This window comes from Pseudomonas sp. PvP089, from assembly GCF_017875165.1.
Classification (GTDB): Bacteria; Pseudomonadota; Gammaproteobacteria; order Pseudomonadales; family Pseudomonadaceae; genus Aquipseudomonas; species Aquipseudomonas fortuita.
This window is the reverse complement of sequence record NZ_JAGGME010000001.1, coordinates 2,156,919-2,175,291: the sequence shown is the minus strand read 5'-3', so window position 1 is coordinate 2,175,291 and position 18,373 is coordinate 2,156,919. Positions and strand designations below refer to the sequence as shown.

Annotated in this window: 18 protein-coding genes; 6 read left to right on the top strand and 12 right to left on the bottom strand. The window is 63.4% G+C overall.

Annotated elements, in window-relative coordinates; all coding sequences use genetic code 11:
* Window positions 1–6 precede the first annotated feature (6 nt).
* The 9 genes from kdpF to J3A71_RS09845 form a co-directional block, all read right to left on the bottom strand.
* On the bottom strand, window positions 7–96 hold the full coding sequence (gene kdpF, locus J3A71_RS09885; RefSeq protein WP_003251485.1) for a K(+)-transporting ATPase subunit F: 90 nt from the start codon (window positions 94–96) through the stop codon (window positions 7–9).
* A 175-nt stretch (window positions 97–271) separates the two neighbouring features.
* On the bottom strand, window positions 272–1,324 hold the full coding sequence (locus J3A71_RS09880) for an AI-2E family transporter (RefSeq protein ID WP_016488257.1): 1,053 nt from the start codon (window positions 1,322–1,324) through the stop codon (window positions 272–274).
* Between the two features lie 12 nt (window positions 1,325–1,336).
* A complete protein-coding gene (locus J3A71_RS09875) occupies window positions 1,337–2,131 on the bottom strand; it encodes a DUF4892 domain-containing protein (RefSeq protein WP_016488258.1) in 795 nt (264 codons plus the stop codon).
* A 109-nt stretch (window positions 2,132–2,240) separates the two neighbouring features.
* Complete coding sequence (locus J3A71_RS09870) at window positions 2,241–3,095, bottom strand: alpha/beta hydrolase (protein ID WP_096426559.1); 855 nt, start codon at window positions 3,093–3,095, stop codon at window positions 2,241–2,243.
* Window positions 3,092–3,880 carry an alpha/beta hydrolase gene (locus J3A71_RS09865; protein WP_016488260.1) on the bottom strand — a complete coding sequence of 263 codons (789 nt, stop codon included), beginning with the start codon at window positions 3,878–3,880 and terminating at the stop codon, window positions 3,092–3,094. The genes J3A71_RS09870 and J3A71_RS09865 overlap by 4 nt, the downstream gene beginning before the upstream one ends.
* 93 nt (window positions 3,881–3,973) lie before the next feature.
* Window positions 3,974–4,360 carry a hypothetical protein gene (locus J3A71_RS09860; protein WP_023048239.1) on the bottom strand — a complete coding sequence of 129 codons (387 nt, stop codon included), beginning with the start codon at window positions 4,358–4,360 and terminating at the stop codon, window positions 3,974–3,976.
* Window positions 4,361–4,461: 101 nt separating this feature from the next.
* Window positions 4,462–4,920, bottom strand: a complete 459-nt coding sequence (sixA, locus tag J3A71_RS09855) for a phosphohistidine phosphatase SixA (RefSeq protein WP_016488262.1) — start codon at window positions 4,918–4,920, stop codon at window positions 4,462–4,464.
* A complete protein-coding gene (locus J3A71_RS09850; RefSeq protein WP_016498711.1) occupies window positions 4,917–5,264 on the bottom strand; it encodes a DUF4389 domain-containing protein in 348 nt (115 codons plus the stop codon). Before J3A71_RS09850 ends, sixA begins: the two co-directional genes overlap by 4 nt.
* A gap of 36 nt (window positions 5,265–5,300) precedes the next feature.
* Window positions 5,301–6,326, bottom strand: a complete 1,026-nt coding sequence (locus J3A71_RS09845; protein ID WP_096426560.1) for an NAD(P)H-dependent glycerol-3-phosphate dehydrogenase — start codon at window positions 6,324–6,326, stop codon at window positions 5,301–5,303.
* A 241-nt stretch (window positions 6,327–6,567) separates the two neighbouring features.
* Between J3A71_RS09845 and J3A71_RS09840 the strand changes: the two genes are divergently transcribed.
* The 5 genes from J3A71_RS09840 (at window position 6,568) to fabB (ending at window position 13,488) form a co-directional block, all read left to right on the top strand.
* On the top strand, window positions 6,568–8,715 hold the full coding sequence (locus tag J3A71_RS09840; RefSeq protein WP_023048241.1) for a TonB-dependent receptor: 2,148 nt from the start codon (window positions 6,568–6,570) through the stop codon (window positions 8,713–8,715).
* Window positions 8,715–9,605: an ABC transporter substrate-binding protein gene (locus J3A71_RS09835; RefSeq protein ID WP_016488265.1), complete on the top strand. Its 891-nt coding sequence runs from the start codon at window positions 8,715–8,717 to the stop codon at window positions 9,603–9,605. The genes J3A71_RS09840 and J3A71_RS09835 overlap by 1 nt, the downstream gene beginning before the upstream one ends.
* Entirely contained in the window at window positions 9,602–11,533 is a 1,932-nt protein-coding gene (locus J3A71_RS09830) for an ATP-binding protein (RefSeq protein WP_016488266.1), read from the top strand. The genes J3A71_RS09835 and J3A71_RS09830 overlap by 4 nt, the downstream gene beginning before the upstream one ends.
* A gap of 207 nt (window positions 11,534–11,740) precedes the next feature.
* The gene (gene fabA, locus J3A71_RS09825; protein WP_016488267.1) at window positions 11,741–12,256 is read left to right on the top strand and encodes a 3-hydroxyacyl-[acyl-carrier-protein] dehydratase FabA; all 516 of its coding nucleotides are present in this window, start codon (window positions 11,741–11,743) and stop codon (window positions 12,254–12,256) included.
* Between the two features lie 11 nt (window positions 12,257–12,267).
* Window positions 12,268–13,488, top strand: a complete 1,221-nt coding sequence (gene fabB / locus J3A71_RS09820; RefSeq protein ID WP_016488268.1) for a beta-ketoacyl-ACP synthase I — start codon at window positions 12,268–12,270, stop codon at window positions 13,486–13,488.
* Window positions 13,489–13,561: 73 nt separating this feature from the next.
* Here the strand turns inward: fabB and J3A71_RS09815 are convergent, their stop codons facing one another.
* The gene (locus J3A71_RS09815) at window positions 13,562–14,566 is read right to left on the bottom strand and encodes an amidohydrolase family protein (protein WP_096426561.1); all 1,005 of its coding nucleotides are present in this window, start codon (window positions 14,564–14,566) and stop codon (window positions 13,562–13,564) included.
* 117 nt (window positions 14,567–14,683) lie between these two features.
* Between J3A71_RS09815 and J3A71_RS09810 the strand changes: the two genes are divergently transcribed.
* Window positions 14,684–15,547 (top strand): pirin family protein, encoded by an 864-nt coding sequence (locus tag J3A71_RS09810; RefSeq protein ID WP_096426562.1) that lies wholly within the window; start codon window positions 14,684–14,686, stop codon window positions 15,545–15,547.
* A gap of 115 nt (window positions 15,548–15,662) precedes the next feature.
* Here the strand turns inward: J3A71_RS09810 and J3A71_RS09805 are convergent, their stop codons facing one another.
* Both J3A71_RS09805 and htpG read right to left on the bottom strand, forming a co-directional pair.
* On the bottom strand, window positions 15,663–16,388 hold the full coding sequence (locus J3A71_RS09805; RefSeq protein WP_016488271.1) for a dienelactone hydrolase family protein: 726 nt from the start codon (window positions 16,386–16,388) through the stop codon (window positions 15,663–15,665).
* A gap of 78 nt (window positions 16,389–16,466) precedes the next feature.
* Window positions 16,467–18,371, bottom strand: coding sequence for a molecular chaperone HtpG (htpG, locus tag J3A71_RS09800; protein WP_070086416.1), 1,905 nt, complete (start codon window positions 18,369–18,371; stop codon window positions 16,467–16,469).
* Between the last annotated feature and the right edge of the window lie 2 nt (window positions 18,372–18,373).

Below are 18,373 nucleotides of genomic sequence, written 5' to 3'. Positions count from 1 at the left end.
CGCTCCCTAGCTGCGATCGGCGCGCAGCAGCGCCACCAGCAGATAAAACGCCAAGGCCACTGCCAGCAGCAGTGACAGCCCGTCGAGCATGTTCATGTGTGGATCTCCCCGTGGTACGGCTTGGGCCGCTTTGGGGAAATTGTCCGAGGGAGGGGCGTAAAGGGGCGAGATCGGGGGATGGGCGTGGGGATAAAGAATGCGTAAAGATCAGCGCTGGGTCTGCCTGTAACGGCCTCTTCGCGGGCACGCTCGCAAAGAGGCCGGCGCGGACTTACTGTTGTGGCGGCTGTTGCGCCGCGTTACGGCTCCAGTCCAGCAGCAGGCTGTAACCTACCGCCAGCAAGGTCGGGCCGATGAACAGGCCAATGAAACCAAAGGCAAGCAAGCCTCCGAATACGCCCAGCAGCACGATCACCAGCGGCAGGTTGCCGCCACGGCTGATCAGGTAGGGCTTGAGCACGTTGTCCACGCCGCTGATGACGAAGGTGCCCCAGATACCCAGGAACACCGCCATGCCGTATTCGCCCTTCCACACCAGCCAGGCAGTGGCCGGGATCCAGGCCAGTGGCGGGCCCATGGGGATCAGGCTGAGCATGAAGGTCACCAGGCCCAGCACGATCGCGCCGGGTACCCCCGCGATCAGAAAGCCGATCAGCGCCAGCGCGGCCTGCGCAGCCGCCGTGCCGATTACCCCGTTGACCACCCGCTGAACGGTACCGGCTACCAGTTCCAGGTAATACTCGGCGCGCTCGCCCACCAGGCGGTGCAGCAAGCGCAGCACGAATGCTGCCAGGCGCGGCCCGTCGCGGTAGAAGAAGAACACGAACACCAGGCTCAGGGTCAGTTCCAGCACGCCGCTGCCAATCTGCGCACTGCGCGCCAGCAACCAGTTGCCCACTTGCCCGAAGTAGGGCTTGGCCGAGGCCAGCAGGGCTGCGCCCTGCTGGTCCAGGGATTGCCACCCGTTGACCAGGCGCTCGCCCACAAATGGAATGCCACCCAGCCAGGCCGGCGCATCGGGCAGCCCGTCGACCTGCACGTCACGCACAAACGCCGTAGCATCGCGAATATGATCGGCCAGGTTGAACCCCAGCCACACCAGCGGCAGTGCCACGATCAGTATCCAGGCCGTGGTCAGCAGGCTGGCCGCCAGGGTTTCACGGCCGCCCAGCACACGCGTCAGCAAGCGCATCAACGGCCAGCTGGCAAAAGCCAGGATAGCCCCCCACAGCAATGCAGAAATGAACGGTGCCATCACCCAAAGGCCGGCACCCAGCAAGGCCAGCAGCAGAATCTGGATCAGCAGGCGGTCATTGTTAACCATGGTGGCGCTCGTTCAACGGATCAATTCAAGGTGCAGGCCATCGGTGGGTGCGCTGCCGACTTCAAGGCGGCCATTGCGTACGCCTGCCTTGACCAGCGCCTCACGCCAGGCTTCAGCCTGGGCGCCGCTGAGGCTGGCGCGCAAGGTGCTGTCGAGGTTCAGGCTGCGGGCCAGCAGGTTCACCCAGGCGTCTTGCGGCGCCGCAAGGTCAGGGTAGTCGAGTTTGCCGGTGTCGCGCATTTCGCGCAGCACCGTGGCGGCGGTTGGCAGAAGCTCGCCCAGCGGGCTGGCGGCGACGAACTCCTCCACATGCAGGTAGGCGCGGCGGTTGCCGCGGGTAACGCTGTACAGCGCGACCAGCGTGTCGGCCTCGGCTGCCGAGCGGCGTAGCAGGATGAACGCCTGCTGCTCGTCACCACCGTTGAGGCGGGCATTGGCGAACACATCGTTGCCCCACAGGCTGGCCTCGCCGCAATCGCGACCCTGGCACCAGAACAATGGGTAACCCCCATCACGCTGCAGTGCTTCGCGGGCACTGGTGAAGGCTTCACGGGCTGTGCGTTCGACCGGCAGTTCGTAGGTGACCGAGCTGACCTGCCCCCGGCTCTCGACTTTGTTATCGACCCGCAGACGACCGCTGATCTTGCGCAGCGGGCCCATGGGGTAGACGCGTTCCTGCTCCACGGCCGGGCGCTGGTCAACAACCTTTGCGTCCACCGGCACCGGCAGGCTGCCGGCCCACAATACCGGGCTGGCAAGCGCCAGGCAGGCGACGACAGCATTACGGATGGCAACAGGCGCGCTCATTGGCGAACCAGGCGGCGCGCGGCGCCGAAATGAAGCTCCAGGATGTCTGGCAGTTGCATGGTTGTCTCCCTGTTCAACCCGCCAAGCCTCGACACTTGTCCGGTGCAAGTCAAGCAAAGCCAAAGAAGCGATTGATACAGTCTGCGACAAGGGCCGCGCCCTGCTCGTCATTCAGGTGCAGGTGATGGCCACCGGGCAGCGTCGCCTGCTCAAAGGGTAGCTGCTCCAGCAACGCGGCGTGGCGCGCCAGCATACCTTCGGCGGCCACCACCAACAGCGCCGGGCAACACACCCGGCGCACATGGGCCATGGCCTGGGCTTCACTCAGGCGCACCGGCGATGGCAGGGTGAGGCGGCTGTCACTGCGCCAGCTGTAACCCCCGGGCACTGGCATCAGGCCACGTTGCGCCAGCAATTCGGCAGCCTCACGGCTGACCGCGACCATGCCTTTCATCCGGGCATGCACGCCTTCTTCCAGGGTGGCGTACACCGACTTGCGTTTGCCATCCAGCCGCAGCTGGGCTTGCAGGGCCATCCCTAACCGTTCGCCAGCGTCCTGCTCGGCACCGGTTGGCGGGATGACCCCGTCGATCAGCGCCAGCTGGCTGACCCGGTCGGGCAAGGCGCCGGCCAGTTGTACCGAAATGATTGCGCCCAGCGAATGGCCTAGCAGGCCGAAACGCTGCCAACCCAGCTGCTCGGCAACCCGCAGCACGTCGTGGGCATAGTCGGCCAAGGCATAGCCGGCGCCAGGCGGGCGATGTTCCGAGTAACCGTGCCCGGCCAGGTCCAGGGCGACGATCCGCAGGCCCTTCAGTTGCGGCGCCAGGCGGGCGAAGCTATTGGCGTTATCCAGCCAGCCATGCAGGGCAATCACCGGCAGCCCGTCTTCGGGGCCGAACAGGTGAGCCGCCAGTTCGATATGGCCCAGGCTCAGACGGACTTCCTCCACCTGCGCGCTCATACCTGGCTCCAGCGGTCGAACAGGCCCTTGATCAGGCTGGCGGTGTCGGTCGGGCGCTCCAACGGGAACATGTGCCCGCCGGGCACACTGTGATATTCGCCTTTGGGCATGCCGCGCACCGCCAGGGTGTGGTGACGGCGAATGACGTTGCTGCGCTGGCCGCGCACCATGGCCAGCGGCACCTGCAACTGCCGGGCAGGCGCGGGGCTGGTGTGCGGGATGCTGCGGTAGATACTGATTTCGGTGGCGGGATCGAAGCGCAATTGCAGTCCCTGCTCCATCGCCTGCAAGCCATGTTCGACATAGGCTTCAAGGCAGTCTGGGTCAAAATGGCGAAACAGTGATTTGCCGGCAAAGTAGTCCCGGGCACTGTCGCGGTCACTAAAGACTTCGCGTCGCCCCAGCGTGCGCCCGGCGGGCGTGATGCGGTCAATGAAGCCAAAACGCTTGGCGGTGCGCAGCAGCCACTGGTCAGCACGGGTAAGCACCGGCGAGTCGAGCATTACCACCCCGCGGTAGTACTCAGGACGACGCAATGCAGCGTGCAGGTGCAACACCCCGCCCAGCGAGTGCCCGACCCCCCAGATGGGCTGGTCCTGCTGTGCCAGGTGATGCAGCAGTTCATCGACCAGGCTCTGCCAGTTGTCGTCTACCGGAAAGCGCGGATCGTGCCCATGCTGGGCCAGGTGCTGCACCTGGTAGTCCGGCGCCAGGGCAGCGAACAGCTTGCCATACGTGGCCGAAGGGAAACCGTTGGCATGAGCGAAGAAGATCTGCTGCGACATGGCGCCTGGTCCAGACGGAAGATGATGGCTCATTGTCGGCATCGGGACGCCATTGAGCAACATCCGGAAAGGTCATCGACGAGGGCTATCAGGTCACGCCGAGCGGTCAAAGCTGGCCAGAGACCGGCGCAAGCAGGCCTGCATGTAGGCCAACTGGCTTTCCAACGCCTCACGGGCCAGGCGCTGGTCCTGAAAGTCCAGCTGCAGGCGGCGCAACGCCAGACAACTGGTTTGCAGCAGGTGGGAGACTCGCAGGCAGGCGTCCTGAAGCGTGCGCAGGTCTTGCTCGCTTTGCTGCCTGGTAGCAGGTTCCAGCTTGCCGTTGCCGTTGACCTTGTGCAGCAGTTGGTAGAGCTTGGCGTCGGCCGAATCGCGCAGCAGGCTGTACTGGGCAAAGTCCAGCGCAATACCTTGCCCCACTTTGTCTACGGTGGGTTGCAGGTCAAGGGAACTCAACAGCTCCCGCATGTCACCGCTCATCCGTTGCTCCCTGCCTGATTGCTTTGAGGCAACGCTAGCAAGAGGCCATCAAGTGCGACAACTGACAAAAATGCCAGTTGCCTTGTCGATCTGCGGGGGCATCACACCGGTGGGTTGATCGCCCGGAGGGTCATCAGCCCGGCCAGTGGCCAATCCCCTTCCAGCTCCGCCAGGCTGGCAGTGCTCATGGCCGCCGGTTGCTGCTGATGACCATGCTCCAGCGCGCCAACCAAGGTGCCTACCAGCGGCTGGTGGCTGACCAGCAGTACATGCTCCAGGCCCAGCCGTTCGATTTCGCCGATCACCTGCTGCACATCATGCTCTGGCGTCAGCCAGGGCACGGTGCGCACCGGCTCCCTGAAACCCAGCGTGTCATGCACCAGCGCGGCCGTTTGCTGGGCGCGCACGTAGGGGCTGGCGATGATCGCCTGCAACGGCTGCCCCAACAGGCGAGCAGCGCTGTGCAGCACCTGCTCGCGGCCATGGGCGGTCAGGCGGCGCTCGGCATCGGTATTGGCCCGCGGCTCTGCCTCACCGTGGCGCAGCACCCACAGCTTCACAGCTTGGGTTCCTCGTCCCGCACCGGGTGCGGGGCCGGGGCCACGGCATGCGGCGCCTCGCCTTCCGGAGCACGCGGTGCTGGCCAGTCGGCAAACGGCCAGGGCTTCTGCTCAGTGTGGAAGCTGCCATAGCGGCCGATCTGCGCCAGGTATTGGCTCAGGCTGTCGCCGAAGTTCATCAGGCTGGCGCTGGGCGCGCCATACACCAGGCGGTAGATCAGTTGCACCAGCACCAGGCCGCCGAGCAGCAATTCGGCCAGTTGCCAGACTACCAGGAACACCAGCATCCACAGGACCCGCAGGATGATCGACTCACGCTGGGCGCGTTCGGGCGTATCGTTCATGTGTTGCTCCTTGCTCGTGTCAGAGCCGCCAAGGGCTCAGTTGAAACCGCTGATGGAAATGAAATCGACATCGGTCTTGGGCTCGGCGCGCATCAGGTGCTCGATCACCTGGTTCAACGTGCGGCCTTCGAACAGGATGGCATGCAGGCCGGCCACCAGCGGCATGTACACCTGCACCTCCTGCGCCTTGGCCTTGAGCACCTTGAGGGTGTTGACGCCTTCGGCCACTTCGCCCAGGCGGTTGACCGCCTGCTCCAGGCTCAGGCCCTGACCCAGCGCATGGCCCACCTGGTAGTTGCGGCTCTTGGGCGAGGAGCAGGTGACGATCAGGTCACCCACACCGGCCAGGCCAAGGAAGGTCATGGGGTTGGCACCCTGGCTGACGGCAAAGCGGGTCATCTCGGCCAAGGCCCGGGTAATCAGCATGCTCTTGGTGTTCTCGCCCATGCCCAAGGCCACGGCCATGCCCGCGATAATGGCATAGACGTTTTTCAGCGCCCCGCCCAGCTCGACGCCGAAGCGGTCGGCGCTGGCGTAGACACGGAAGGTGCGCCCATGCAGTACGGCCTGCACTTGCTGGCAGAGCTGTTCGTCCTCACTGGCGACCACCGTGGCAGTCAGCGCATGTTCGGCGATCTCGCGGGCCAGGTTGGGGCCCGACAGCACGCCGATGCGGGCATCGGGGGCGATCTCTTCAAGGATCTGGCTCATCAGTTTGAAGCTTTGCGCCTCGATCCCCTTGGTCAGGCTGACCAGGCCCTTGCCCCGCAACAGCTCGGCGTGGGGCGCCAGCACACTGCGCAAGGCGCTGGATGGCAGGGCGACAAAAATCAACGCGCTGGCCTGCAAGGTGCCCAGCAGGTCGTTGACCGGCTCCACGCCATCATGCAGGCGGATGCCCTTGAGGTAGCGCGGGTTTTCGCGGTTGACGCGCATGGCCTCGGCCTGCGCCGGGTCGCGCATCCATTGGCGCACCGGCACACCGTTTTGCGCCAGCAGGTTCGCCACGGCGGTGCCGAAGCTGCCGCCTCCCAGAACTGCAACAGGTTGCTGTTCAGTCATATCCAATCCGTTAAAGCCAAAAGTTAAGTGGCGACCCCGTCATTATACGGCTCGCCTGCCTTGCGCCAAGGCCAGCAACGCAGATGACACTGTCATGGCCACGTTGCAACCCCTGTAGGCGCGAGCTGGCTCACGATGCGCCGCCCGGGCGGCGCTCGATTTTCGCCCCCATAAAAGCGTCAGGACAGACACGCTGCAAAACCGCCGCAGATCACTGGAAAATACGCCAAGGTCAGTTACCATGCCTGTTCCATTCCTGATACAAGGCCCCCCCGTGTTCCCTGGCACGCCCCCGTTCCCGCGCCTGCTGATACTGACTGCCTTGCTCGGTGGCCCGGCCATGGGCGACGACCTGTTCATCGACAACAGTGACCTGCCGCAGGTTCTGACCGCCACGCGCCTGAAACAATCCCCGGCGGCAGTCCCGGGCAGCATGACCGTGCTCGACAGCGAACTGATCCGCGCCAGCGGCGCACGTGACATCCCCGAACTGCTGCGCCTGGTACCGGGCATGATGATCGGCTACGGTGCCGGCAACCAGCCGACGGTCAACTACCACGGCAGCAACGCCAGCGAAGCACGGCGCATGCAGGTGCTGATCGATGGCCGCTCGGTGTACCGTGCAGGCCTGGCCACGGTGGACTGGAGCGACATCCCCCTGGCCATGGAAGACATCGAGCGCATCGAGGTGTTCCGCGGCCCCAACACGGTCAGCTACGGCGCCAACGCGCTGATGGCGGTGGTCAACATTCTCACCCGCAACCCTGCCGACAGCCACGGCACACGGCTGAAGGTGACCCGAGGTGAGGACGGCATCAATGACTTCTATGCCAGCCACGGCTTCGGCTGGGAGGGCGGCGACATGCGCCTGTCACTGTCGGGCCAGCAGGACGACGGTTTCGACCACGACCCGTTCGGCCAGGATTACCGGGACAGCCGCCGGCTGACCCGTTTCAACCTCAGTGCCAGCCACAATCTGTCGCTGAACCAGACCCTGGAATGGCAACTGGCGGCAAAAGAAGGCAGCAACCAGCGGCCTTACACCTACCAACCTGTCTTCCCCTACGTCACCCAGCGCGGCGACAATGCCGACGTCAATGCCAAGGACTACGCAGGGTCGGTACGCTGGAACATCGATTTCAACCCCGATCACAGCCTGTATGTGCAGGGTTCTGCCCAACACTTTGACCGCCAACAGGTCTGGCGGGCCTGTGATGCCGCGTTGTCGTTCAGCCCCGAACTGACCCGGCTGTGGCAGATGAACCCCAACTACGCCGAGCTGGTGGCACGCGGTGCCAACAACCCGCCGCCCAGCAACAACCCTGCTGAACAAGCGCTGGTCGATGCCATCAAGGATCAGTGGAACAACCAGGGCGGCAGCAGTGCGGTGTGCGGCGATGTCGACCAGAGCACGCGCGAAACCCGCTATGACCTGGAAATCCAGGACACCCTCAGCCTCACCGACAGCCTGCGCCTGCTCAGTGGGGTGAATTACCGCTATGATCGTGCCGACTCGCAGACTTACTTCAACGGCAGCATCGATGACCAGACCTGGCGCCTGTTCGGCCAGCTGGAATGGCGCGCCGACGAGCACTGGATCTTGCAGGGCGGGGCCATGCTCGAAGATTCGCGTCTGTCGGGCAGTTCGCTGACGCCGCGCGTAGCGGTCAACTACCTGATCACCCCGCGCCACGGCCTGCGCGCAGTGTATTCCGAGGCGGTGCGCTCGCCCGACATGTTCGAGAACAACATCAACTGGAGCTACACGGTCAAAAACCTCAGCCGCGACGTGTTCGGCCAGCAGCACGGCGAGTATTTCGTCAAGACCCGCGGCCCGGGCGACCTCGACCAGGAGCGCATGCGCTCGCGCGAACTGGGCTACAACGGCTACTTCAGCGACATCGACCTGAGCATGGATGTGAAGCTGTTCTATGACGAGATCACCGGCATGATCAGCGAGCCCCTGAAGAACAACCAGTACATCGCCAGCAACGCCAACAAGGCCCGGTTCAGCGGCAGCGAGACGCAACTGGACTGGCGCCCCACCCTGCGTGACCGCCTGCGCCTGACCTATGCCTATGTCGATGCCTGGGCCAGCAACCCCGACGACCGCCGCCTCACCGCCCGCAACAGCGGCTCGGTCGGCTGGATGCGCGAATGGGGCGATGGCTGGTCGAGTGCGCTGTTCTACTACGGTGACGATGCGCTCAACCAGTACCGCTACGAGCGCCTGGACCTGCGCGTGGCCAAACGCTTTCGGGTGCAGGGCAGCAACCTGGAACTGGCGGCGCTATGGCAGCAGCGCCTGGACGACGAACCGACCACGACCGTGCAGAACCGCTACGACAGCCGCCACCGCCTCAGCTTCAGCGCGGAGCTGGCGTTCTGATGGCCTTGGTGCTGCGCCTGTTGCTGCTGTGCCTGTGGCCCTTGGGGCCGTTGTCCGCCAGCGAAATTCTGCTGGTAGGCGCGCAAGATCAGCCTGGCATCCGCAGTTTCGTCGCCGCACTCGAAAGCCGTCGGCCGGGCGATCATGTGCATTTCCAGACCACAGCCGACCTGCCAAGCCCTGGCAAGCTCAAAACTGGCCAGCGCCTGATTCTGATGGACAATGCCGCCCTGGAATGGCGGCTGGGTGAAAACGCCGGCCCGCCAGCGCTGGCCATGCGCATAAGCCGGGTACAGGCTGAGCAGCGCCTGGGAAAGTCGCGCCCAGCGTTCCTCACCCTGCTGTGGAGTGACCCGCCGTTGGGCCGGCAACTGCGCCTTGCGCGCTACCTGCTGCCGCAGGCACAGCGCATTGGAGTGCTGTACGGCGAGCACAGTGGGTTCCTGCTTGAAGAGCTGCGCCATGCGGCTCGACCGTTAGGCCTGGAGATCATTGCCCAGGCCTGGCCCGACCTGCGTGACAGCCGCCCCCTGCAGCACCTGCTGGGTAACAGTGATGTATTGCTGGGCCTGGATGACCCGGACCTGTACAACTCCAAGACTGCAAAGAACCTGCTGTTGAGCAGTTATGGCCGTCAGATGGCGCTGATCGGCCCGAACGCCGGCTTTGTTCGCGCCGGCGCCTTGGCCAGCACCTACAGCGACCAGGAGGACTGGCTGGCAGTACTTGACCAGTTGCTCGACCAGCCGCCAGGGCGCTGGCCGCGCAGCCTGTACCCGGCACGCTTCGGCGTCAGCGGCAACCAGCAGGTGGCGCGCGCCCTGGGCCTGCAACCGATCGATCCGAACGCCGCCGCCAAGGCCCTGGCAGAAGGAGAGCCCACCCCATGAGCAAAGGCCTGAGCTGGGACATCCACACCCGCACGCAAATCATCAGCCTGGGCCCTGCCCTGCTGCTGACCTTGCTGCTGATCAGCTTCTTCACCTTCGTGCGGATCCAGGACCTGCGCCAGGAGCTTAACCACACCGGGCAACTGATCGCCAACCAGCTGGCCCCAGCCTCGGAGTACGGGGTGATCTCAGGCAACAACGAAGTGCTCGAAGGCCTGATGCGTGCCACCCTCAGTATCCCGCACGTGCGCTTTCTCGAGGTGCAGGACAGCCGCAACCACATCCTTGTGTACGTCGAGCAGTCCGACGAGAGCGCTAACCGCGCGCAACGTGTCGAGGTGTTCCAGGCGCCCATACGCCTGCAGCAAATCCGCCTGGACAGCGACTTCCTGCAGCAGGGCAAGGCCGCCTCACCCGCCATTGGCGATGATTATCTGGGCCGGGTGATCGTCGGCATGTCTGATGACGCCTTCAGCCAACGCCAACAGGAAATCGTGATCAAGGCCGGCATCCTGGCGCTGTTCGCCCTGCTGTTCACCTTTATATTGGCGCGTCGCCTGGCCTTGAGCCTGGCCAAGCCGATCAGCGACATGGGGCATGCGGTCAAGGCAATCCAGCAAGGCGAGTACAACACCCCCTTGCCAGTGGTCGACGACAGCGAACTGGGCCACCTGGCGCGCCACATCAACAACCTGGCCAGCGCCTTGGAGCAGGCCAGTGACGAACAGAAGCAGGCCATTGCCGAGCTGATCCAGGCCCGTGAGGAGGCCGAACAGGCCAACCGTGCCAAATCGGACTTCCTGGCGATGATGAGCCATGAGCTGCGCACCCCGATGAATGGCGTGCTGGGCATGCTGCAATTGCTGGAAACCACGCCACTGAGCAACGAACAGGCCGACTACACCGCAGTGGCCAGCGAATCCACCGGGCATTTGCTGAAAGTCATCAATGACATCCTCGACTTCTCGCGCATCGAGCGCGCCGCGCTGCAACTGGAACACATCGACTTCAACCTCGCCGAGCTGATCACCAGCAGCGTCCAGTCGTTCCAGCACAGCGCCCAGCAGCGCGGCCTGGGCCTGCACCTGCAACTGCCGCCCGGTATCGGGCAACTGCAGGTGAACGGCGACCCCACGCGCATCCGCCAGATCCTGCTGAACCTGATCGGCAACGCCCTGAAATTCACCGAACGCGGGCAAGTGCAGGTGGAGGCGCGCTGGCAGGTACTCGACCGGCAGCTGATCTGGCTGACCTGCAGCGTGCGCGACACCGGTATCGGCATTGACAGCGCCCGCCTGGAGATGATGTTCGTTGCGTTCCAGCAGGCTGACAGCTCGATTTCCCGCCGGTATGGCGGTACCGGGCTAGGGCTGTCCATCGCCCGCACCCTTGCCGAGCGCATGGGCGGCAAGCTGCGCGGTGAAAGCCGTGAAGGCCTGGGTTCCACCTTTACCCTGGAGATGCCGCTGGCCCTCGCCAGCCCTGCCCCCGTCGCGCTGACGACGCCAGCAGCTGCGCCAACCACGGTGTCTGACAACGATCAGGTACTGCTGGTAGAGGACAATCCGGTCAACCAAAGTGTCATCGAAGCCATGCTGCGCAGTCTGGGCCTGGCGGTATGCACGGCCGAAGACGGCCTGGAGGCGGTCGACCTGGTTGGCCGGCAGCGCTTTGCCGCTGTGCTGATGGACTGCCGCCTGCCGCACCTGGATGGCTACGAAGCTACCCGGCGCATACGCCAGCTGCCCAACGGCGCCGGCCTACCGATCATCGCCTTGACCGCCAATGCCTTGCAGGGCGACCGCGAGCGTTGCATGGCCGCCGGCATGGACGACTACCTGAGCAAACCCTTGCGTCGCACCGAACTGCAGCGGGTGCTGCAACGCTGGTTGCCCGGTCAGACAACCGCGACTGGCGATAAATGCTAAAGTGCGGCAGTCTTAAACACTGGACAGGACCTTCATCGGACCTGAAAATAGACGTTTCAGTGCACACCTGTACTTCTTTCGGCAGGTGCGCTGTGACTTTCACCACAACGCAATAGTCTACCTGTAGGCTGCCGTCTCGAAGCCGTTGGTTTTCGGGCCGGCCGGGAAGATTCATCCCCTGCCACAGGGGGTTATTGAGGAGCTCGCATGACCAAACAACACGCCTTTACTCGGGAAGACCTGCTGCGCTGCAGTCGCGGTGAGCTGTTCGGCCCAGGTAATGCGCAACTGCCCGCGCCGAACATGCTGATGGTCGATCGCATCACCCATATCAGCGAAGAAGGCGGCAAGTACGGCAAAGGTGAATTGGTCGCCGAGCTGGATATCACCCCGGACCTGTGGTTCTTCGCCTGCCACTTCGAAGGCGATCCGGTCATGCCGGGCTGCCTGGGCCTCGACGCCATGTGGCAGCTGGTTGGCTTCTTCCTCGGTTGGCAAGGCCTGCCGGGCCGCGGCCGCGCCCTGGGCTCGGGCGAGGTGAAGTTCTTCGGTCAGGTACTGCCCGAAGCCAAGAAAGTCACCTACAACATTCAGATCAAGCGTGTCCTGAAGGGCAAGCTGAACATGGCCATCGCCGATGGCTCGGTCAGCGTCGACGGCCGTGAGATCTACACTGCCGAAGGCCTGCGGGTCGGCGTGTTCACTTCCACTGACAATTTCTAAGGGTTATTCGCATGCGCCGCGTCGTTATCACTGGTCTGGGCATCGTATCGTGCCTGGGCAATGACAAAGCTACCGTCACCGAAAACCTGCGCAACAGCCGTCCGGGTATCCGTTTCAACCCGGATTACAAGGAAATGGGGCTGCGTAGCCAGGTTTCCGGGTCGATCGACCTCAACCTCGAAGAACTGATCGACCGCAAGGTCTACCGCTTCGTCGGCCATGCCGCTGCCTACGCCTACCTGGCAATGCAGGACGCGATCAAGGACGCCGGCCTGACCGAAGAGCAGGTTTCCAGCCCGCGTACCGGCCTGGTGGCTGGCTCCGGCGGCGCCTCGACCCTGAACCAGATGGAAGCGCTGGACACCCTGCGCGAGAAAGGCGTCAAACGCGTCGGCCCATACCGCGTTACCCGCACCATGGGCAGCACCGTTTCGGCATGCCTGGCCACCCCGTTCAAGATCAAGGGCATCAACTACTCGATCTCGTCGGCTTGCGCCACCTCGGCACACTGCATCGGTACCGCCCTGGAGCAGATCCAGTGGGGCAAGCAGGACATCGTCTTCGCCGGTGGCGGTGAAGAAGAGCACTGGAGCCAGTCGTTCCTGTTCGATGCCATGGGCGCCCTGTCGACCAAGCGCAACGAAACCCCGGAACTGGCCTCTCGCGCCTACGACGCTGACCGTGATGGCTTCGTCATCGCTGGCGGTGGCGGCATGGTGGTGGTCGAGGAGCTGGAACACGCCCTGGCCCGTGGCGCCAAGATCTACGCCGAAATCGTTGGCTACGGCGCCACTTCCGACGGCTACGACATGGTTGCCCCGAGTGGCGAAGGTGCCATCCGCTGCATGCAGCAGGCATTGTCCACCGTCGACACCCCGATCGACTACCTGAACACCCACGGCACCTCGACCCCGGTCGGTGACGTTGCCGAGATCAAGGGCGTTCGCGCAGTATTCGGCGACAAGGCACCGAAGATCAGCTCGACCAAGAGCCTGTCGGGTCACTCGCTGGGCGCTGCTGGCGTGCACGAGGCGATCTACTGCCTGCTGATGATGGAAAACAACTTCATCGCCGGCTCTGCCAACATCGACGAGCTGGACCCGGAGGTCGCTGACCTGCCGATCCTGCGCAAAACCGAAGAAAACGCCAAGATCGACACGGTCATGAGCAACAGCTTCGGCTTCGGCGGCACCAACGCCACCCTGGTGCTCAAGCGCTGGGAAGGCAAGTAAGACGCTGATGCGGTAATCGAAAACGCCCCGACTGGTTCGGGGCGTTTTCATGTGTAGCCCGTACGGGCAACCCCTATTTTTGCCTGGGCAGCACAGCCAGAAAGTTATCGCGGGCTACTTTGTTCGCTACATGCTCAGGCAAAGCATCCAGAAACGGCCTGAACCCGTGCATCTGCTCCCCCAGGCTGCCAAACCGCCCCACCACATCCGACCCCAGCATGAACCGCTCCGGGAACCGCTCGACCAACGCCAGCCATTCCTTGCGCGGCACACCCTTGTTGTCCAGCAGGTAAGGCTGCAACACACTCCACGACAGGTCGACATAGAGGTTCGGGTAATCCTCCAGCAACCGCGTCGCCACCGGCAGTAAAAAGTCCATCTGTGTCTGGTGCCGGTGGATCTCCATGCTGCTGCCGGCGTGCGCCCAGATAAAGCGCGTATGCGGGTGATTGCGCAGCGGCTCTTCGATTTCCGCCAGGTACAGTGGATTGCGCTCGCGCTTGGAGGTGATGTTGGAATGCAGGAGCACCGGCAGGTCACGCTCCGCCGCCAGGTGGTAGATACGCGTCATGGCTTCGTTGTTGGCCCGTGGCGTGTCCCCACTGGTCAGCGCCGTGAGGTCATCGTGGCGGGTGAAGACCTCGCCAATGCCCTGCCACAGCCCTGGGTAAAGATCGAGCATGCGCTCAATATGGCTGACAGCATTCTTGTCCACCGGGTTGAAACCGGTCAGGAACGGATGAAAGCGCTTGCGCTGCTCGACCGGCAACTGCTGCAGGGCTGCGGCCACGTAAGTGTCGGTGGCGCTGTACCAGTAGGCATCGGCGTCGTCACCCGCGTAATAGCGCGGGCGCTTGGGCTCGTCTTCATGCCATTTCTTGGCCACCGGGATGCCGGAAATCATCGACTGCTCGACGCCCGCAGCATCCATCGCCTTAAGCAACGCCGGCATGCCTTCGCTTTCCTGGAAGAAGTCGACGTAGTGCAGGTGAGCATCGCTGTAGCGGTAGTCGCGCGCCAGTGCCGCGTGGCACAAACTGCCAGACAACAACACGCAGGCCAGCGCTCGGGCAATCATGGGCAGCTTCCTTCTCCGGTGATGAAAACAGTAGACCCGCCGGCGATCCAGACGGTTCAGCCACAGCGGGCAAACCGCTATGCTTGAGGCATTTCCACCGCGCCTGGAGCCCACCGCATGAGCAGCCCCCTGATCATCCGCCCACGTGCCGAATCGGTCGAGGGCCAGCCGATCCTGCGCCCGCTGCCGGCAGCCCAGTGCCGTAGCGTCGGCCCATTCGTGTTTTTCGACCACATGCTCGAAACCGACTATGCCCCAGGGCATGGCATGGACATCCGCCAGCACCCGCACATCGGCCTGTCGACCCTGACCTACCTGTTCGAGGGAGCGATCCTGCACAAGGACAGCCTCGGCTCGGAGCAGCGGGTACTCCCCGGCGATGTCAGCTGGATGACGGCTGGCAGCGGCGTGGCCCATGTCGAGCGCACACCCGCAGATGCCCTGGCCCATGGCTCGTGCCTGCACGGCTTGCAAGTGTGGCTAGCCTCGCCACAGGAGCACGAGCAAGGCCCGGCGAGCTACAGCCACTACCCGGCGGCGAGCCTGCCGGTGAGTGACAACCTGGGGGTGCGCATTTGCATGATTGCCGGCACCGGGTTCTGCCTGGCGTCACCGGTGCCGGTGCTCTCCCCCACTCTTTATGCGCATGTCCAGCTGCAACCAGCGACGACGCTGCTGATACCGAGTGAGCACGTCCAGCGGGCGCTTTACCTGCTGGATGGCGAGCTGTTGCTGAACGATGAGGACGTGGAGCCTTGCAGCCTGGTGGTGCTGCCAGAGGGCGAGGACATGACGCTGTATGCAGAGGGGGAGTGCCAGCTGGTGCTGATTGGCGGGGCACCACTGGATGGGCCGCGGCGGATGAACTGGAATTTCGTGGCCAGTGACCCGGAACTGATCGAACAAGCCAGGGCGCGGTGGGCTGCGGGGGATTGGCCGGTGGTGCCGGGGGAAACCTCAAGGATCGAGTTGCCCCGGTAAATCTGGGGCTGCTCTGCAGCCCATCGCCGGCAAGCCAGCTCCCACAAAGAGCGGCGTACGCTGTACTGTGGGAGCTGGCTTGCCGGCGATGGGGCGCACAGCGCCCCCTGCTATATCAGCGCTGGAACACTTCAGTCAGCAGGTTGTGCATTGAGCGGAACGCCCGCTCGGAAGTGCGGCGGTCATACTGCATCTTGCCTGGTACGTTGGCATTCGGGTCGGTAAACGAGTGCACCGCCCCGCCATAGCTCAGCAACTGCCAGTCGACCTTGGCCGCGTTCATCTCGTCCTCGAATGCTGGCAACTGCTCTTTCGGCACCAACGGGTCGGAGGCGCCATGCAACACCAGCACCGATCCCTTGATGTGCTTGGCATCTTCAGGGTTCGGCGTGTCCAGCGTGCCGTGGAACGACACCGCCGCACGCAGGTCGGCGCCAGAACGGGCCAGTTCCAGGGCACAGCAGCCACCGAAGCAGAAGCCGAACGTGGCAACTTTGCCAGGCTCCAGCAGCGCCTTCGACTGCCCCAGCAGTTGCGCCAGGGCTTCTTGCATACGCTTGCGCAGCTCGCCACGGTCGTTCTTCAACGGCATCATCGCCGCACCGGCCTCGTCGGCATTGGACGGGCGTACAGATTGGCCGTACAGGTCGGCAATCAGCACCACATAACCCTTCTCGGCCACTTCCTTGGCGATGCGTTCGGCACCTTCGCCAATACCCATCCAGTTCGGCGCCATCACCAGGCCTGGGCGGCCCAGCGCACCTGGCTCAAAGACCAGCCGGCTTTCGTAAGCCTTGCCGGACAGGTGATAAACCAGCGATTCGACGATTACCTTGCTCATCAAGCACTCCTTAGGCACTTTCTATAAAAAGCGCGCCATGAAAAAAGCCCGCCGAAGCGGGCTTTCCTTTGCATCAACTCAAGCAGACAGCTCGACCAACAGCTTGTTCAGGCGACGAACGTAGGCCGCCGGGTCCTTCAAGCTGTCACCGGCCGCCAGGGCCGCCTGATCGAACAGAATATGCGAGAGCTCGGCGAAGCGGTCTTCGCTCTGTTCGTTGTCCAGCTTCTCGATCAGCGGGTGGCTCGGGTTGAACTCGAAGATCGGCTTGGACTCCGGTACCTTCTGCCCACTGGCCTCCAGAATCTGGCGCATTTGCAAGCCCAGGTCCTGCTCGCCAATCGCCAGGATCGCCGGCGAGTCGGTCAGGCGGTGCGACACGCGCACTTCGGCAACACTGTCACCCAGCGCGCCTTTCAGGCGCTCGACCAGGCCTTCCTTGTCCTTGGCGACTGCTTCCTGGGCTTTCTTGTCCTCTTCCGAATCCAGGTTGCCCAGGTCCAGGTCGCCACGGGCGACGTCGACGAAAGCCTTGCCGTCGAACTCGTTGAGGTAGCTCATCAGCCACTCATCGATACGGTCGGTCAGCAGCAGCACTTCGATGCCTTTCTTGCGGAAGACTTCCAGGTGCGGGCTGTTCTTGACCTGCGCGTACGACTCGCCGGTGAGGTAGTAGATCTTGTCCTGGCCCTCTTTGGCACGGGCCAGGTAGTCGGCCAGGGCAACGCTCTGCTCGCCGCTGTCGTCGTGGGTGGAAGCAAAGCGCAACAGGCCGGCGATCTTCTCCTTGTTGGCGAAATCTTCGGCCGGGCCTTCCTTCAGCACCTGGCCGAAGTTCTTCCAGAAGCCCTTGTACTGCTCGGGTTCGTTTTTCGCGAGCTTCTCCAGCATGTCCAGCACGCGCTTGGTCAGCGCGGTCTTCATCGACTCGATGATCGGGTCTTTCTGCAGGATTTCCCGAGACACGTTCAGCGACAGGTCGTTGGAGTCGACCACACCTTTGATGAAGCGCAGGTACAGCGGCAAGAACGATTCGGCCTGCTCCATGATGAACACGCGCTGCACGTACAGCTTCAAGCCGCGCGACGCTTCGCGCTGATACAGGTCGAACGGTGCGCGGGCCGGCACATACAGCAGCGAGTTGTACTCGAGCTTGCCTTCGACCTTGTTGTGGCTCCAGGTCAGCGGGTTTTCAAAGTCATGGCCAATGTGCTTGTAGAACTCCTGGTATTCCTCGTCCTTGATCTCGGTACGCGGACGGGTCCACAGGGCACTGGCGCGGTTGACGGTTTCCCACTCTTCGGCCGGCTGCTCTTCGCCTTCGGCGGCAGCCTGCTCCTTCGGCAGCTGGATAGGCAGGGCGATGTGGTCGGAGTATTTCTTGACCACATTGCGCAGGCGCCAGCCATCGGCGAACTCTTTCTCTTCCTGCTTCAGGTGCAGGACGATGCGGGTACCGCGCTGTGGCTTGTCGATGGTGGCGACCTCGAACTCGCCCTCGCCTTTCGACGACCAATGCACGCCCTCGGCAGCAGGCTGACCGGCGCGACGGCTGTAAACGTCGACCTTGTCGGCCACGATGAACGCGGAGTAGAAGCCCACGCCGAACTGACCGATCAGGTGCGAGTCCTTTTTCTGGTCACCGGTGAGGTTCTTCATGAAGTCGGCGGTGCCAGACTTGGCGATGGTGCCCAGGTGGGCGATGACGTCTTCGCGGCTCATGCCGATGCCGTTGTCCTCGAGGGTCACGGTACCGGCGTCCTTGTCGAAGCTCAGGCGAATTTTCAGTTCATCGCCACCCTCAAGCAACTCTGGCTTGGCCAGGGCTTCGAAGCGCAGTTTGTCCACGGCATCGGAAGCGTTGGAAATCAGTTCCCGCAGGAAGATTTCCTTGTTCGAGTACAGCGAATGAATCATGAGGTGCAGCAGTTGCTTTACCTCGGTCTGGAAGCCCAACGTTTCCTTTTGTGTTTCCACAGTCATGG

Bases quoted from the DNA above. Each gene is read 5' to 3' on its own strand.
- J3A71_RS09815 (WP_096426561.1), bottom strand. From the start codon at position 14,566: ATGATTGCCCGAGCGCTGGCCTGCGTGTTGTTGTCTGGCAGTTTGTGC.
- J3A71_RS09865 (WP_016488260.1), bottom strand. From the start codon at position 3,880: ATGTCGCAGCAGATCTTCTTCGCTCATGCCAACGGTTTCCCTTCGGCC.
- J3A71_RS09810 (WP_096426562.1), top strand. From the start codon at position 14,684: ATGAGCAGCCCCCTGATCATCCGCCCACGTGCCGAATCGGTCGAGGGC.
- J3A71_RS09875 (WP_016488258.1), bottom strand. From the start codon at position 2,131: ATGAGCGCGCCTGTTGCCATCCGTAATGCTGTCGTCGCCTGCCTGGCG.
- htpG (WP_070086416.1), bottom strand. From the start codon at position 18,371: ATGACTGTGGAAACACAAAAGGAAACGTTGGGCTTCCAGACCGAGGTA.
- fabB (WP_016488268.1), top strand. From the start codon at position 12,268: ATGCGCCGCGTCGTTATCACTGGTCTGGGCATCGTATCGTGCCTGGGC.
- J3A71_RS09835 (WP_016488265.1), top strand. From the start codon at position 8,715: ATGGCCTTGGTGCTGCGCCTGTTGCTGCTGTGCCTGTGGCCCTTGGGG.
- J3A71_RS09805 (WP_016488271.1), bottom strand. From the start codon at position 16,388: ATGAGCAAGGTAATCGTCGAATCGCTGGTTTATCACCTGTCCGGCAAG.
- J3A71_RS09870 (WP_096426559.1), bottom strand. From the start codon at position 3,095: ATGAGCGCGCAGGTGGAGGAAGTCCGTCTGAGCCTGGGCCATATCGAA.
- J3A71_RS09845 (WP_096426560.1), bottom strand. From the start codon at position 6,326: ATGACTGAACAGCAACCTGTTGCAGTTCTGGGAGGCGGCAGCTTCGGC.
- J3A71_RS09860 (WP_023048239.1), bottom strand. From the start codon at position 4,360: ATGAGCGGTGACATGCGGGAGCTGTTGAGTTCCCTTGACCTGCAACCC.
- J3A71_RS09880 (WP_016488257.1), bottom strand. From the start codon at position 1,324: ATGGTTAACAATGACCGCCTGCTGATCCAGATTCTGCTGCTGGCCTTG.
- kdpF (WP_003251485.1), bottom strand. From the start codon at position 96: ATGAACATGCTCGACGGGCTGTCACTGCTGCTGGCAGTGGCCTTGGCG.
- J3A71_RS09830 (WP_016488266.1), top strand. From the start codon at position 9,602: ATGAGCAAAGGCCTGAGCTGGGACATCCACACCCGCACGCAAATCATC.
- fabA (WP_016488267.1), top strand. From the start codon at position 11,741: ATGACCAAACAACACGCCTTTACTCGGGAAGACCTGCTGCGCTGCAGT.
- J3A71_RS09850 (WP_016498711.1), bottom strand. From the start codon at position 5,264: ATGAACGATACGCCCGAACGCGCCCAGCGTGAGTCGATCATCCTGCGG.
- J3A71_RS09840 (WP_023048241.1), top strand. From the start codon at position 6,568: ATGCCTGTTCCATTCCTGATACAAGGCCCCCCCGTGTTCCCTGGCACG.